This window comes from Pontibacter sp. E15-1 (assembly GCF_022601975.1).
Taxonomy (GTDB): domain Bacteria; phylum Bacteroidota; class Bacteroidia; order Cytophagales; family Hymenobacteraceae; genus Pontibacter.
Map to the genome: position 1 here is coordinate 42,245 of NZ_JAKVIR010000002.1, position 14,772 is coordinate 57,016.

A 14,772-nucleotide genomic window follows, 5' to 3' on the forward strand; every position below is an offset into this window, starting at 1 on the left:
GAAAACTGAAGATTTCAGCATTTTAAACGGAATATCTGACCTGTAATTTCTGATTTCCTGCCTGTTTTGATGAATTACTCCATATTTTTTGGTATAATTGGTAAACTCATCTATCAGCGTTATGACTCTAGAGAATGAAATTGGTATTTCATCTTTTCGGAACGAGAGGCAAAGGGCGAGTATAAGCATCTTATACACGTATGGCTTCCTTTCGAATGGTTACGAAAATTATTTCAAGAAATTTGGCCTGACCACCCAACAATACAACGCCCTGCGCATTCTGCGAGAACAACATCCAAAGCCAGTGTCCACATCTTTTCTGCGCGAGAAAATGCTGGACAAAATGTCGGACGCCTCCCGGTTGGTAAGCAGGCTGGCAGGCAAAGGATTTGTGGTAGTAAACCAAAACCCCGTTGACAAACGGCTGGTGAACATTGTTATCTCCGACGAAGCCCAGAAACTGCTGGCCGAGATTGACACACACATGCACGAGTTGGATGCTATGCTGCAGGACCTAAGCGAAGAAGAAGCCTTGCAACTGGTTGACTTACTACATAAAGTAAGGCTCTCCGTGCAAAATAGAGTAGACCAGCCGGTAAGTTCATCCGAGGATATCTGAGCGCAATAGCCAGGATTTCTAATCACCCAAAAATTAAAAAGGTGCAGCCAGAGGTATACTTCTGGCTGCACCTTTTTAATACCATTATTAATTAGAATTTGCACAGTCAAATTTGACGTAACGCAAGAGAGCCTCGCAGTTCGTAAAAGTCCCCCTTTGAAGGGGGCAGGGGGGATGAGAGGTCGCCGGAAGTACCTCTCCTGCTCTTGCTTGATGAGAAACTGATTCAAAATGTTTCACAGTAGATTGCCTGCAGGGAGTGTCATCCCTCTAACCCCCTTCAAAGGGGGACAAAAAAAAGGTATGCGTAACAGCAGGTAATAAACACAGTACGAAAAAACTTAAATACGCTAAATCCATTCGATAATGGTATTAGTAGAGGTATAGTATAAAAACAGAAGCCGCCGGACGTATAGGATCCGGCGGCTTCTGTATTTGTTGTGGGGTATGTTATACCACAACGTTGATGATTTTATTCGGCACGATGATGATTTTCTTTGGCGCTTTGCCATCTAAAAACCGGGCAAGCTGCTCGTCGGCCAATACCGCTTTCTCTATTTCTTCGCGGGGCATATCCAGTGCAAAGTTCATCTTATGGCGCATCTTTCCGTTTACCGACACCGGGTACTCAAACGTGTTCTCCACCAGGTATGCCTCATTCCACTCCGGATACGATGCATGGCTGATGCTCTCGCTATGGCCCAACTGCTGCCACAGTTCCTCGGCCAGGTGTGGTGCGTAAGGGGAAAGCACAATGGTGAGCGGCTCCAGTATGGCGCGCTTGTTACATTTCAGCTGCGTCAGTTCATTTACGCAGATCATAAACGTAGAGACAGAAGTGTTGAACGAGAAACGCTCCACGTCTTCCTCCACCTTCCGGATGGTTTTGTGCAGCGACTTCAGTTCCGCAGCCGTCGGTGCCTCGTCCGACACGGCGAATTTGCCGTCGTTGTCGTGGAAAAGTTTCCAGAAGCGCTTCAGGAACTTGAGCACGCCGTCCATGCCGTTTGTGTTCCAGGGTTTGAACTGCTCCAGCGGACCCAGAAACATCTCATACATGCGCAGCGTGTCGGCTCCCTGACGTTCCACAATGTCGTCGGGGCTCACCACGTTGTACTTCGACTTCGACATCTTCTCGATCTCCACGCCGCAAACGTATTTGCCATCCTCTAACACAAATTCCGCAGTGGCATACTCCGGACGCCATTTCTGGAAGGCATCGAGGTTGAGGACGTCGTTTTCCACGATGTTCACATCCACGTGCAGAGGTGTAAAATGCTCCTGCAAAAGATCAATTGAAAATTTTCCTTCTGTGACTAAATTAGAAGCATCATTATTTAATTGAGACACAGCACCTAAAGGATTTGATAAAGCTTTAGCCTTTTCTCGCGCTTTATTTAGAGAATAAAAAATTGGAGCCGACTTATCAGAAGATTTCAGTCTATACACGAAGTTGGATCGGCCCTGAATCATACCCTGGTTAATGAGCTTTTTGAACGGCTCTTCCTCCACCACGAGGCCCATATCGAACAGAAACTTGTTCCAGAAGCGGGAGTAGAGGAGGTGCCCTGTGGCATGTTCCGAGCCGCCGATATATAAATCCACATCGCGCCAGTAAGTGATGGCTTCTTCGCTGGCGAAAGCCTCGTCGTTCTGCGGGTCCATGTAGCGGTACCAGTACCAGCTGGAGCCAGCCCAGCCCGGCATGGTGCTCAGCTCATAGTTATACTGCTCCTCATACTTCCAGTCCACGGCGCGGCCAAGTGGCGGTTCGCCGGTCTCGGTGGGCAGGTAAGCGTCAATCTTCGGCAACTCCAGCGGTAATTCACTTTCTTTAATCAGATGCGGTATACCGTCTTTGAAGTATACTGGCACAGGCTCGCCCCAATAGCGCTGGCGGCTGAACACGGCATCGCGCATCCGGAAGTTGACTCTGGCTTTTCCGATGCTGTTCTCCTCCAGAAACTTTACCAGCACGGGAAGCGCCTCTGCGTAAGTCAGACCGTTGATGATATCCGAGTTAATGTAATGTCCTTCTTTGGTTGCGTCGGCCTGTGTGTCAGCGTCTTTTTGCGCATCCAGGATAGGTATGATCGGCAGGCCGAAGTGCGTGGCAAAGTTCCAGTCGCGCTGGTCGCCGGACGGCACAGCCATTACCGCACCCGTTCCGTAACCCGCCAGCACATAGTCGGCGATGTATACCGGTATCTTCTCGTTGTTGAACGGGTTGATGGCATATGCTCCCGTAAACGCCCCGGACACGGTGCGCACATCGGTCATGCGCTCCCGCTCCGAGCGGTTTTTGGCTACCGCCACGTATTCGTTCACGGCATCACGCTGCTCCACGGTGGTGATTTTTTCCACCAGTTCATGCTCCGGGGCCAGCACCAGAAACGTGACGCCATACACGGTATCCACGCGGGTGGTAAACACTTTGATCTTCTCGGCTATATGCTCCACAGCGAAGGACATCTCCGCACCGACCGACTTCCCGATCCAGTTGCGTTGCATCTCTTTGATCGGCTCGGGCCAGTCAATGGTGTCCAGGCCCTGCAGCAGGCGTTCGGCATAGGCCGTGATGCGCATCATCCACTGGCGCATCAGTTTGCGCTCCACGGGGTAACCGCCGCGTTCTGAAACGCCGTCTTTCACCTCGTCGTTGGCCAGCACCGTGCCGAGTGCCGGGCACCAGTTCACCACCGCGTCCGCCACATAGGTTAAACGGTACTTCAACAGCATCTCAGACTGCTGCTTGTCATCCATCTGCTGCCATGCTTCGGCAGTGAAAACAGGGGTTTCCTCGTCGCAGGCGGCCTGCTCCTGGGTATTGCCCTGCGTGGCGAACAGCTCAACCAAATCAGCGATGGGCGCCGCTTTGTCTTGTGCAAGGTCGTAGTAGCTGTTGAACAGCTGCATGAAGATCCACTGCGTCCATTTGTAGTAGCCAGAGTCAGAGGTGCGTACCTCCAGTTCCCAGTCGAAAGAGAAACCCAGGTTCTTCAGCTGCTCCACATACCGCTTGATGTTCTCTTCGGTGGTGATGGCCGGGTGCTGCCCCGTCTGGATGGCATACTGCTCCGCTGGCAGTCCGAAGGAATCGAAACCCATCGGATGCAGCACGTTATACCCCTTCAGGCGCTTGAAACGGCTTACAATGTCAGAGGCGATATAGCCGAGCGGATGCCCCACATGCAGGCCTGCGCCTGATGGGTATGGGAACATGTCCATGGCGTAGTACTTGGGCTTGCTGCTGTTCGCGGTTGCCTTAAAGGTCTTGTTATCCTCCCAGTAGCGCTGCCACTTTTTCTCAATCTGGCTGAAATTATACTCTGACATTGGCTAAATCTGAATTCAATTTTTTAAGTTTGACCGCTAAGATAACTAAGAATTGAATAATTGTTGGTGGTTTGTTGTTGATTGTTTGGTTCAACAGTTGCCAGGTAAGCTTTGAATCCCCATTTATACCCTACCTGTTCACCCTTTATTTTTTTTAAATTATAGAACTTGATGATGGAGAAAAAGCACGATTTGCTGGATGTGATGCACCTGATTTATGTCATGGACCCCATGTGCTCCTGGTGTTATGGCTTTAGCCCCGTGATAAAGCGCCTCGCGCAAGAGCAAGCAGGCGCGATGCAGTTTAAACTGGTGCTGGGCGGCTTGCGGCCTGGCACAGAGCAGCCCCTGGACGATAAGATGAAAGAGAGCATCCGGCACCATTGGCAGGATGTGGAGAAAATCTCAGGTCAGCCGATTGACTACACGTTTTTCGAGCGCAAGGACTTTGTGTATGACACCGAGCCGGCATGCCGTGCCGTGATAACGATGCGCTACCTGAAGCCGGAGGCAGAGCTGGACATGGCGGAGGCGGTTCAGCAAGCGTTTTACGCCAGGAACCAGGACGTGACGCAACCGGGGGTACTGGCCGCGATCGCCTCGCAGTTTGGCGTGGAGGAGACAGCGTTTCTGGATAAGTTCGCGTCTCAGGAAATGCGGGAGAAGACAGCACAGGACTTTACGATCGCCCGGCATCTGCAGGCCACCGCTTTCCCGAGCCTATACCTGCTCAACGGAACCAGCATCCACCTGCTTAGCCGCGGCTACCGTACCTTCGACGGTATAGCGGCGCACGTGCAGCAGGCCCTCCTGAAACTTAATGGCCCTCAGTAGCCTGCGTACAGCTGCCTGATACCGAAAAATCATATCGCCACGTACCCTGACGTGCAGTAAAACTGGCTGGTTCTGCTTATATTTCTAAAGGATTTTAGGGAGGCAACTATGAGAAAGCACCATGCACAAATGGGTACCTGTTTTATCACGCACAAGCTGTATCCGATGCGGCAACTTGCGCTGGGCTCCAGTGTCCGGAAGCATATATTTGAGCTGATCCGGGCAGACCACCCGGAGTTTGCGGAGACTGACTACATCAGTTTGGAGCAACTGGCGGTATACCGAAAAAAATATCTGGAGCAGCTGCTTTTGCGCGAGGTCGGCGAGCTGACATCGGTGGAGGAGGAGGTGATCGAAAGCATTCACCAGCAGGAACTCCTGACCACAAACATAGAGGAGGAGCTAAGCGAAAACCTGACATTAGGGAACCGCATGGCCGACGGCATTGCGACCTTTGGCGGCAGCTGGCGGTTCATCATCATCTTTTTCTCCTTTTTGCTGCTCTGGATGGCGGTGAACATTTACCTGCTGGCTGCGGAGGCATTCGACCCATACCCCTTTATCCTGCTCAACCTCATCCTGTCGTGCCTGGCTGCCATACAGGCACCCATTATCATGATGAGCCAGAACCGGCAGGAGGGCAAAGACCGGCAACGCTCGGAGCATGATTACAAAATAAACCTGAAGGCGGAGCTGGAGATAAGAATGCTACACGAAAAAATAGACCATCTGATTGTGCACCAAAACCAGCGCCTGCTCGAAATCCAGCAAATCCAGGTGGACTTGCTGGAGGATCTCATGACAAGGTCTAAAAACGGATTCAAGAAATAGTTTGCAGCGCTCCTGCCAATGGGTCTTTCCCGTTCCAGGTGCCAGCGGAAGCAATTGGCTTGAAGCGGGCAAAGAGCTCTTCGCTATACCAGTTCTCTGCCCGCGTCCGGCGCATGACCTCCTGGTGCTGCGGGTTCTGATAGGCAAAGCGCTTCATTGCCTCCACCGACTCCCACACACTGAAGGTAGCCTGCCGTATAAACGGCAACTCTCCCAGACCGATAGAACAATAAAGCCCCTCGGCAGCCTCCAACGACTTGCTGGTGCGCAGCCCGAAACGGCAAAACGCCGGAAGGCGTTGCCAGTTAACACTTGCCCGCGTGAGGACCGCCACCGGACCCAGATTATATCTTTCAGTGAGCGTGGGAGCGAAGGGCTCCTGCGCATCCCATTGGCCATGCGACTGATAGGGCAAGAGCTTTACCGTCCACATCTCGTCTGAATGCTGCCGGTATGCGTCCATTAGTTCGGACTGTTCCAAAAAGGCATCGGCTGCGGCTTCGGTGTCCCAGGTGCAGAGCAGGCCATACCGTCCGAAATTCGGTTGCAGGCTGAAACTCTTGCCCTGTCCACTGCCGAGCAGCTTATGGAAAAGCAGTCCGGGCACGCGATCCAGTTTTGGTTTGGCGGTACCCATCTGCGCCAGGCCCCATCGCACAGTGCCTTTGCGAAGGCCAAAGAGTGTGAGCGTAGTGAGCCGGGGAGCGGAATCTGGAGAAATCAGTGCCAAGGGAAAGGGGTATAAAGGGAGTGCTTTGCCAATTTTGCCAAATTAAAAATTAGAAATTAAGAATTAGAAATTAAGAATTAGAAATGAGGGATAAAAACTGTTTCTAGTCATATAAAAACAAACGCTACTTCTGGTAATTAAGTGGGTCGAGAGTAGTGTTAAGCGTCTGTTTAAAATTCATCTTTTGAAAGCGAAATTTAAACAAGCACTCATAAAAAAACACCAGCCAAACGGAAGTGTTTAACTGGTGCAGTTTTAAGATATGGTATAAACCATCGCTAATTTTATGATCGATTTAGAGATTGATTTTCTCATTCTCCCCGGCATCCGGGCGCTCGCCTGTCAGAGCGGCTTTTACCATGCCATACAGGTGAATGACAGCGCTGTTAGGAGCGTCCCAATACTCTGCCTTGTCAATCGTCACTTTTATCAGGCCGATGTTCGGGTCTTTTTTGCCATCCGGGAACCAGGTGGTCATGGCAGGATTCCAGAGCTCGTCAATCTTCTGCTGGTCGCGCAGTACCTGCGCTTTACCCGATACGGATACGTAAAGTTCATCGCTGGGCTTGGAGTAGCTCAGGTTAACGTGGGAGTCGTGGCGGATTTCGTGGGATTTATGTGATTCATACCCTGTAAAAAACCAGATTACGCCATCAGGATTTACCTCCATGGCACGCATCGGGCGGCTTCGGAGGCAGTCGTCATCGTCCATGGTGGTTAGCATGGCCACTTTAATATCCTTTATCAGGTCGAACAGCTTCTCAAGGTTTTCTTTTCTGTTTGCGTCGTTATGCATAGCTTTATAAATTCAGTTCAGCTTTAAGTTACGGGGGCGGGTGCCCCAGGGTTTATACGGTCATGCGGCTAAGATCCGCGTAAATCATACCTAAAAACAAATGGTGCTGCAACCTGTTTAGGCTACTTGCCACTACAGCATGCATGTAGCAGGTGTAGCCATACCGGATCTGCTGTAACTGTCAGATGAAGTGAGAAATGGCTGCATATTCATACCATATACGCGTGCTGCGCAAGCCACTCAGGCAACCGTTTAACTAACTCTTTCGGATTTGAATTATTTAGCACATATTTTTTTGTCGGGTGAAGAGGAGGAGCTGATGCTGGGCAACTTTATAGCCGATGCGGTGAAGGGCAAGCAGGCAGAACGCTATACCCCCGGCATTGCCAAAGGTATCCGGCTGCACCGCCTCATCGACAGCTATACCGACACCCACCCCGTGGTGGCAGAGACGAAGGCGCGGCTACGCCCGAAGTACCGCAAGTTTGCCCCGGTGGTGGCCGATATGTATTACGACCATTTTCTGGCTGCCAACTTCAATGTGTACACAGGCCTTGAGCTTCCAGCCTTTGTGCAGCAGGTATACTACCTCATCGGCACCCGGTTCGACCAGCTTCCATTCCGTGTTCAGCAGTTCTTCCCGCACATGCGGCAGCACAACTGGCTGTTGTCTTACGCAGCGATAGACGGCATCGGGCAGGCGCTGACCGGGATGAGCCGGAGAGCCGCGTTTGCCTCAGGTATGGAGACGGCTGCGGAGGAACTGCAAATGAACTATGCGGCCTATCTGGCGGAGTTCGAAGCCTTCTTTCCGGATCTGGTGGAGTATGTCGCGCGGGCAAAGGAGGAATTATAGTATGCCATACCGATACCCCATCTCATTATAGAACAATAAAAAAGGAGCAGCTTTCGAGCTGCTCCTTTTTGAAAAGATTTTAGTTTGAATTAGTGCTGGTGACCGCCTTCGCCGTGCACATGGCCGTGGTCCAGCTCTTCCTGCGTAGCCTCGCGCACGTTTTCTACTTTGCCTTTAAAGAAAAGCTCTTTGCCTGCCAGGGGATGGTTAAAGTCCATCTTTACCGTGTCTTCTGTCACTTCCACCACGCGGCCCTGCAGTTGGTTGCCTTCGCTGTCGGCCATCGGGATGTAATTTCCTTCCTCCAGCATGTTGTCCGGAACTGAGCCCTCCACCTCAAACACATTTTTCGGCAAATCCACGACAGCTTCCGCGTTGTATTCGCCATACCCGTCTTCGGTGTTCAGCTTAAAATCAAAGTTGTCGCCAGAGTTTAGCGTGCCGAGGTTGTCTTCAAACTGCTCGGGCAGGCCGCTCATGCCATATATAAAGACCATGGGCTGCTCTTCGTTGGCTGTTTCTATCAGGCTTTGCTCCCCGCTCTCATCCAGTATGCGCAGTTCGTAGGTAAGCGTCACCACTTTGTCTTTATCAATTTTCATGTTTTATTTTTCAGAGGTTTATAAATGTGAATAAGTTAAAGTTACGGTTTCTGCGCCGAAAATCAGAGGAGAACGGGTATAAATTGGGCGTGGCAGCACAACATATACCCGTTCCGCCAGCTTAAGGCATACACTCGGTAAGCTCCCAGGCGCTGCGGTAGGCATTGATGCTTTCTACATACGCAAGAAAATCAGCATAGTAAGGGTGCTGGCTGAGTGTGGCGCTGTCGCCCACAATCACGAGCTTCTTCTTGGCCCGTGTCATGGCCACGTTCATGCGCCGGATGTCAGAAAGGAAGCCGATTTCGCCTTTCTCGTTGCTGCGCGTCATGCTGATGTAGATCACATCGCGCTCCTGCCCCTGAAAACTGTCGACGGTGCCGATGGAGAGCTGCCGCTTCAGCTTTAGCTCGTGCAACTGCGGCATGTGCTCCACACGGTCCTGCAGGTAATTGATCTGGGCGCGGTAAGGGGCAATCACTCCGATGCGCAGCGGCTCGGCATCCGCGTCGGTGGGGCTATAGTCGCGCAGCAGCAGGGCCAGGTGATTCAGCAGCAGGTTGGCTTCGTCGGGGTTGGCAGAGCTGGAGCTTTCCGGGCTTTCCACTTCATTGTAGCCGCAGCCAGCCGTGTCTACAAACTCCACGGCCAGGCCAGGGGCAAACTGCGCGTCAAACTGGTGCAGGTCGTGGTCGTGCACACTCGGGTGCGCCTCCAATGCTCCCTGATAAAACTGCTGGTTCGAGAAGGCCATGATGTGGTGGTGCATGCGATACTGGGTTTTCAGCATCACAGCCACGTCAGGTTGCCGCTCAATGCACTTCTCAAAAAGTGTTTTGCCCAGGCCACCTTTCTCCGCCTCAAAAGACTTGACGGTGGGGGGGAGCTGGCAGTGGTCTCCGGCCAGCACCACGCGCTTAGCCCTGCTGATCGGGATCCAGCAGGCGGGCTCCAGGGCCTGCGCCGCCTCATCGATGAACACCGTGTCGTACTCAAGATGGCGGATTGCTTTGTTGGCTGCCCCCACCAGCGTGCAGGTAATGACCTGTACATGGTTCAACAGATCATCGGTGATGTACTCCTCCACACGGTCTGCCTCGTCGAGCAGGCGCTTGCTTTCGGATTTGAAAAACTGCCGCTGGGCGCGCTCCTCATGCCCGAAATTTCGCTTGTGCTGAAAGGCCATGCGTTTGTACTCATCGGCTGTCTTGCGGTAGTCCTTCAGGCTTTTGTAGGAGCGGTGCGCCATGATCTGGGCATCCAGGGTATGGTCGAGCAGCACATCCGACACCCGGGAGGGGTTTCCGATCCGGATCACGTTTACCCCAGCCGTGGCCAGTTTCTCTGTCAGCAGATCCACGGCGGTGTTAGACGGAGCGGTGACCAGGAGGCGGCGCTGAGTCTCCAGCGATTTGAGTATGGCCTGTACCAGCGTGGTGGTTTTGCCCGTGCCCGGAGGGCCGTGTATGATGGCCACGTCCTTTGCCTGCACGATTTTGCGCACCGCCTCATTCTGCGATGGGTTCAGCAGCGGGATGTTGTCCATTGCCTCCGAAGTGAACGCGGCTGGAACGTCGCCCAGCAGGATATCGCGAAGCTCAGCCAGGCGCGTCTTGTGGGCGTCAAGGGTCTTTTTCATCGCGATCTCCATCTCGCGGTAACTCATCTCGTCAAAGGTGAGGTCGATGCCGAGGCGGCCATCGTCTATCCACTCGGGGAGATCCTCTTTGTTGGTGGCGAGCAGCACTTTGTTCCGGCGCAGCCCCACGATCACACCGCTCAGGTTCTGGCGCTCGCCGTTATTGCTGAACAGGGCGGCGGCCTTGCCCGTCTGGAACATGTGCAGCTGGTCCCGGTCTTTTGTCCGCTCCAGCTCCAGCACAATCTTGTTTCCGAAACCGATTTCCTCCTTCACTATCGTGACGGGGTACCAGCAGAACCCCATGGCCTTTCGCTCCGTGATGGTGCTCTTCAGGCTCTTGATTTTGTATTGCTGCCTGTCTTCTTCCTGTTCAATCTTCAGCAGCTCCTGTACCTGCCTCAGCTCATAAAGTATCTCGCTCATGTATCTCAAAAAAAGAAAGGCTGGCAAAATTGCGACAGCCTTCCGGGGTATATCGTTTTGTTTCTGGCAGTATAAAAGCTGCCATCCTGTGGTTCAGCCCATCGCCGTGACGTCCTTGTAACAGCATCAGTCCTACTAAAATTCCTGTGCCCAAGCACCGCCCATACCATAGCCCGCGCCAGGGGTACTTCTCTAGGATTTGGGCACTCTCTTTTTGCGCACCTTTTTGGAGGCGCTGTTTAACCTTACCTGCAGGTATATGGCATAGAGCAATAGGATAAATGCGGCTACAGCCAGCACCGTAATCACTTTGTCTTTGCCATACCGCAGGTCGGCGGTCTCGCTCAGTTGCACCTCCAGGTCTTTGATGGTGCGCTCGCGCTTCTTTATGTTCGCGTGCAGCATTTTCAGCTGGCTCTGCAGGTCGGCGATTCGGGCACTGACGATCCGCTGGTCCTCCACCGTTATTTTGCCTTCGCGTTGGTTCTCAACGGTGCTCTCCGCTACTTTCTTGATGCTGGCCACTTTAATGGCCGAGATTAGCTCCGAGTCCTTGTTAATGATCTTTTTGAGCGTCTCGATGATACTCAGCAGATCAGCCTTGGATTTCTTGCCCCAGAAATTGCTGTTCTGCTGGCTGTAGAACTGGTATTCCATCACAAGCTGCTCCCGCTCGTTCATCAAATTCGTCAGCTTGTCCTGTTCCTGGGCCCGCACACCTACAAACCAGAGGCAGCACACGGCCAGGGCCAATAGTTTCTTCATCATCATCACTCCTTTTCTTTGCTCACAATTCAACTGCAAATATGGCCAACCTAAAGGAAAAGGCCTCAATTTATTTTCGCGGGTGCTTATAAAACAGCAGAATGAGCACAGGCAACAGGTATAAGTCGGCCACCACGGCAAAGAGCAGCGTCAGGCTCACGAAAAGCCCCACATAAAAGGTGGCGTCGAAGGTAGAGAGCACCAGCGTAAGGAAACCCGCCACCAGGATGCAGGAGGTGATGATGATCGCCTTACCGGCGGAGATGAACGTGCGCTTTACGGCATAGGGCAACGACTTTCCGGCCAGCAGCTCCAGTTTCAGTTTGCTGAGGAAGTGGATGGTGTCGTCCACGGCGATGCCAAAAGCGATGGTGAAGATGATGGATATGGACACAGTCATGTTGACGCCCATAAACCCCATCAGCCCCCCGATCATCAGCAGCGGGATAACGTTGGGTATGAGCGAGATAACCACCATCCGCAACGATCGGAAAACCAGCCCCACAATCAGGGCAATGACACCAAAGGCAATCAGGAGGCCCTGCATCATGTTTTTGGTGACGTAGGCGTTATTTTTATCGAGCAGGATAGAGCTGCCCGTGAGGCGGGTGTGCAGAAAGTCCGGGTTGATGTGCTGGCGGATATAGCTGCGCAGCGAGTCGTTTTGCACGGTAGCGGCCGCGCTGCCGATGTCCTTCATTTTCCCGGTCAGCCTTCCTTCGGCGGCATCAGCCGTCACGAGGCTGCGCAACTCGCTGCGGTTCCGGAAAGCCTGCAGGCGCTGCTTCACCTGCTGCAGCCCGCGCTTGCTTTCGGGCAGTTTAAAGTAGTCGTCCAGGCCGCCGTTCTGGGCGCGGTTAATTGTTTTCACCACAGAGGCGGGAGAGGTGATGAAATTGAGCCCATAGGTATGGGTGAGGTAGCGCTCCAGCTTCTCCACTTCATGCAGCACCTCCAAGTCATACATGCTATGGCCCTTGGCGGCAATCAGGTGCATCTCAAAGGCGCGCACCCCCGAGAAGTTGTCCTCGAAATAGCGGAAATCCTGCAGTATGGGATCGTCATCCCCCAAATCCTCCAGCAGCGTGGTATCCACTTTTATCTGACTTATACCTGCCAGGCTGATGACGATAATGGCAAAACTGCTGACCAGTATCTCTTTCGGGTGTTGCAGCACAAAGCGGAGCATGCGCCCCAGCAAGATCGGCCACGAAAAATCCACACGCCGCGCCCGCACCGGATTTGGCTTTTTGATGAGTATGAGGATGGCCGGCAACAGCGTGAAGGCCAGCACGTAGGCCAGACCGATGGCAATGGCGGTGTACAGCCCAAAGTTGCGGATGGGCACAATAGCCGTGGTAAGCAGGGTGAGAAAGCCGATGGAAGTGGTGAGCGAGGTGAGGAAGGTGGCCATACCCACTTCCTTCACCGTGATTTTAAGGGCGGGCAGCTTTTCCATCCCATTCCCGAGCTCCGTTATGTAGCGCGAGAGTATATGGATCACATCCGACATGCCCACCACAAACAGGATGGTCGGCAGCAGCATGGTCATCACATCGATGGGTTTGTTGAAGAGGCCCATTACGCCCATGGCCCATAGCACCGAGAGCAGTACCACCACCAGCGGCACCAGCACGCCCCAGGCCGTCCGGAACGTGATCCAGAGAAAGAGGATAACCAGCAGGATGGAGGCCGACATGAAAATGGCCAGCTCAATCTTCATCTTGTCCACGAAGACGGACTGCGCCAGCGCCTTGCCGGCCACGTGGCTTTCCTGTAACTGTAGCTGCGCCAGCTTGCCGTTCAGGGCCGCCATCAGGGTGTCGCTGGCTTCCTTGCCCAGGTTGTCGGAGGTCTGCACAAAAATAGAGACGGCACGGGCATTCTCAGAGAAAAGCGTGCCCACCAGTTCCCGGGAGGTATAAATAGCCACAGAGTCCTGTTCATACCGCTCCGGCTCAGCCACGTGGAGGTATGGGATCTCAAAATAGCCAAACTGCTCGATAATGGGGCTTTTGACAGTAGTGGGAGAGAGCACGGCCTCGACATGGGGTTGCCGCTGCATAAAACTGGTCAGGCTGTCTACCTTCGTCAGAAACGGCTGCTCAAAAAGGCTTCCCTGGTTCTCCAAGCCGATCAGAAGATAGTCGTTGTCGTTGCCGAACTTGTCGCGGTAGCTCAGAAAATACGCCAGGTCCGGGTCGCCTTTCGGGAAAAAGTTCTCGAAGTTATAATCGAACCTGAGGCGGGAGGCAAAATACACGCTGCAAGCCGTCAGCAAACCGATCAGTAGCAGGAGGAAGAGGCTGAGTTTTCTGTAGTTCAAGGGGGCTAGGGTATAGGCTGTTGGAACTCCGGTAACCTGCCGGAACATGCAAAGATACAACTGTAGCCAAAGTTTTTTGTTTTAGCATCGGGAGATTTGCCCAAGGCAAGTTTTTCGGCAAAACCAGAGATTCCCTGATTTTCGCTTTCCGCGAATCATGCTATCTTTGGCACTGCACACCAATCAAAAGCAGAACCCATACCCATGAGACAATATTTAGAGTTGATGCAGCACATCCTGGACAAAGGGGTGACCAAAGAAGATAGAACAGGCACGGGCACCAAAAGTATTTTTGGCTACCAGATGCGCTTCGACCTGGCCGAGGGTTTTCCGCTGGTAACCACCAAAAAAGTACACCTCAAGTCTATCCTGCACGAGTTGCTCTGGTTTTTGAAGGGCGACACCAACATCAAATACCTGAAAGAAAACGGGGTAAAGATCTGGGACGAATGGGCAGATGAGCAGGGCGATCTTGGGCCTGTGTATGGCTCGCAGTGGCGCAGCTGGCCCACACCCGACGGCCGCCATATCGACCAGATCACGCAGGTGGTGAACCAACTCAAGCACAACCCCGACTCCCGCCGCATCATCGTGAGCGCCTGGAATGTGGCCGAGATTGAGCATATGAAGCTGCCCCCGTGCCACGCGTTCTACCAGTTTTATGTGGCCGAAGGCAAGCTCTCGTGCCAGCTCTACCAGCGCTCCTCCGACGTTTTCCTGGGCGTGCCGTTTAACATTGCCTCGTATGCGCTGCTGGTGCTGATGATGGCGCAGGTTACCGGCCTCGAGCCCGGCGAGTTCATCTGGACGGGCGGCGATACGCACCTATACCTCAACCACCTGGATCAGGCACAGAAGCAACTCACCCGCGAGCCCCGCCCGCTGCCCACCATGAAGCTGAACCCCGCCGTGAAGGATATTTTCGATTTCACGTATGAGGACTTCGAGCTGCTGAACTACGACCCGCACCCCGGTATAAAAGCCCCGGTGGCTGTATAGCAAGGCAGTTTGG

The 14,772-nt window shown here is 53.0% G+C and carries 12 protein-coding genes; 5 read left to right on the forward strand and 7 right to left on the reverse strand.

Features of this window, described 5'->3' with window-relative positions:
* Positions 1-121: 121 nt before the first annotated feature.
* Positions 122-619: a MarR family winged helix-turn-helix transcriptional regulator gene (locus MKJ04_RS22685; RefSeq protein WP_245402576.1), complete on the forward strand. Its 498-nt coding sequence runs from the start codon at positions 122-124 to the stop codon at positions 617-619.
* Between the two features lie 450 nt (positions 620-1,069).
* Here the strand turns inward: MKJ04_RS22685 and MKJ04_RS01690 are convergent, their stop codons facing one another.
* On the reverse strand, positions 1,070-3,955 hold the full coding sequence (locus MKJ04_RS01690; RefSeq protein ID WP_241638647.1) for a leucine--tRNA ligase: 2,886 nt from the start codon (positions 3,953-3,955) through the stop codon (positions 1,070-1,072).
* Between the two features lie 171 nt (positions 3,956-4,126).
* Between MKJ04_RS01690 and MKJ04_RS01695 the strand changes: the two genes are divergently transcribed.
* Both MKJ04_RS01695 and MKJ04_RS01700 read left to right on the forward strand, forming a co-directional pair.
* Positions 4,127-4,789: a DsbA family protein gene (locus MKJ04_RS01695; RefSeq protein ID WP_241638649.1), complete on the forward strand. Its 663-nt coding sequence runs from the start codon at positions 4,127-4,129 to the stop codon at positions 4,787-4,789.
* 108 nt (positions 4,790-4,897) lie between these two features.
* Positions 4,898-5,620 (forward strand): DUF1003 domain-containing protein, encoded by a 723-nt coding sequence (locus MKJ04_RS01700; RefSeq protein ID WP_241638651.1) that lies wholly within the window; start codon positions 4,898-4,900, stop codon positions 5,618-5,620.
* Here the strand turns inward: MKJ04_RS01700 and MKJ04_RS01705 are convergent.
* Positions 5,610-6,350 carry a DUF3291 domain-containing protein gene (locus MKJ04_RS01705; RefSeq protein WP_241638653.1) on the reverse strand — a complete coding sequence of 247 codons (741 nt, stop codon included), beginning with the start codon at positions 6,348-6,350 and terminating at the stop codon, positions 5,610-5,612. The two genes, MKJ04_RS01700 and MKJ04_RS01705, sit on opposite strands and share 11 nt — an antisense overlap.
* A gap of 295 nt (positions 6,351-6,645) precedes the next feature.
* Entirely contained in the window at positions 6,646-7,146 is a 501-nt protein-coding gene (locus MKJ04_RS01710) for a pyridoxamine 5'-phosphate oxidase family protein (RefSeq protein ID WP_241638655.1), read from the reverse strand.
* Positions 7,147-7,417: 271 nt separating this feature from the next.
* Here MKJ04_RS01710 and MKJ04_RS01715 point away from each other — a divergent pair, with 271 nt between their 5' ends.
* Positions 7,418-8,002 (forward strand): ACP phosphodiesterase, encoded by a 585-nt coding sequence (locus MKJ04_RS01715; RefSeq protein WP_241638657.1) that lies wholly within the window; start codon positions 7,418-7,420, stop codon positions 8,000-8,002.
* An 89-nt stretch (positions 8,003-8,091) separates the two neighbouring features.
* Here MKJ04_RS01715 and MKJ04_RS01720 read toward each other — a convergent pair whose 3' ends face one another.
* The 4 genes from MKJ04_RS01720 to MKJ04_RS01735 form a co-directional block, all read right to left on the reverse strand.
* Positions 8,092-8,604: a peptidylprolyl isomerase gene (locus tag MKJ04_RS01720; RefSeq protein WP_241638659.1), complete on the reverse strand. Its 513-nt coding sequence runs from the start codon at positions 8,602-8,604 to the stop codon at positions 8,092-8,094.
* Positions 8,605-8,725: 121 nt separating this feature from the next.
* On the reverse strand, positions 8,726-10,669 hold the full coding sequence (locus tag MKJ04_RS01725; protein ID WP_241638660.1) for an AAA domain-containing protein: 1,944 nt from the start codon (positions 10,667-10,669) through the stop codon (positions 8,726-8,728).
* Between the two features lie 192 nt (positions 10,670-10,861).
* The gene (locus MKJ04_RS01730) at positions 10,862-11,434 is read right to left on the reverse strand and encodes a hypothetical protein (protein ID WP_241638662.1); all 573 of its coding nucleotides are present in this window, start codon (positions 11,432-11,434) and stop codon (positions 10,862-10,864) included.
* Between the two features lie 70 nt (positions 11,435-11,504).
* Complete coding sequence (locus MKJ04_RS01735) at positions 11,505-13,760, reverse strand: efflux RND transporter permease subunit (protein WP_241638664.1); 2,256 nt, start codon at positions 13,758-13,760, stop codon at positions 11,505-11,507.
* Between the two features lie 204 nt (positions 13,761-13,964).
* Here MKJ04_RS01735 and MKJ04_RS01740 point away from each other — a divergent pair, with 204 nt between their 5' ends.
* On the forward strand, positions 13,965-14,759 hold the full coding sequence (locus MKJ04_RS01740) for a thymidylate synthase (RefSeq protein WP_241638666.1): 795 nt from the start codon (positions 13,965-13,967) through the stop codon (positions 14,757-14,759).
* Positions 14,760-14,772: the final 13 nt, after the last annotated feature.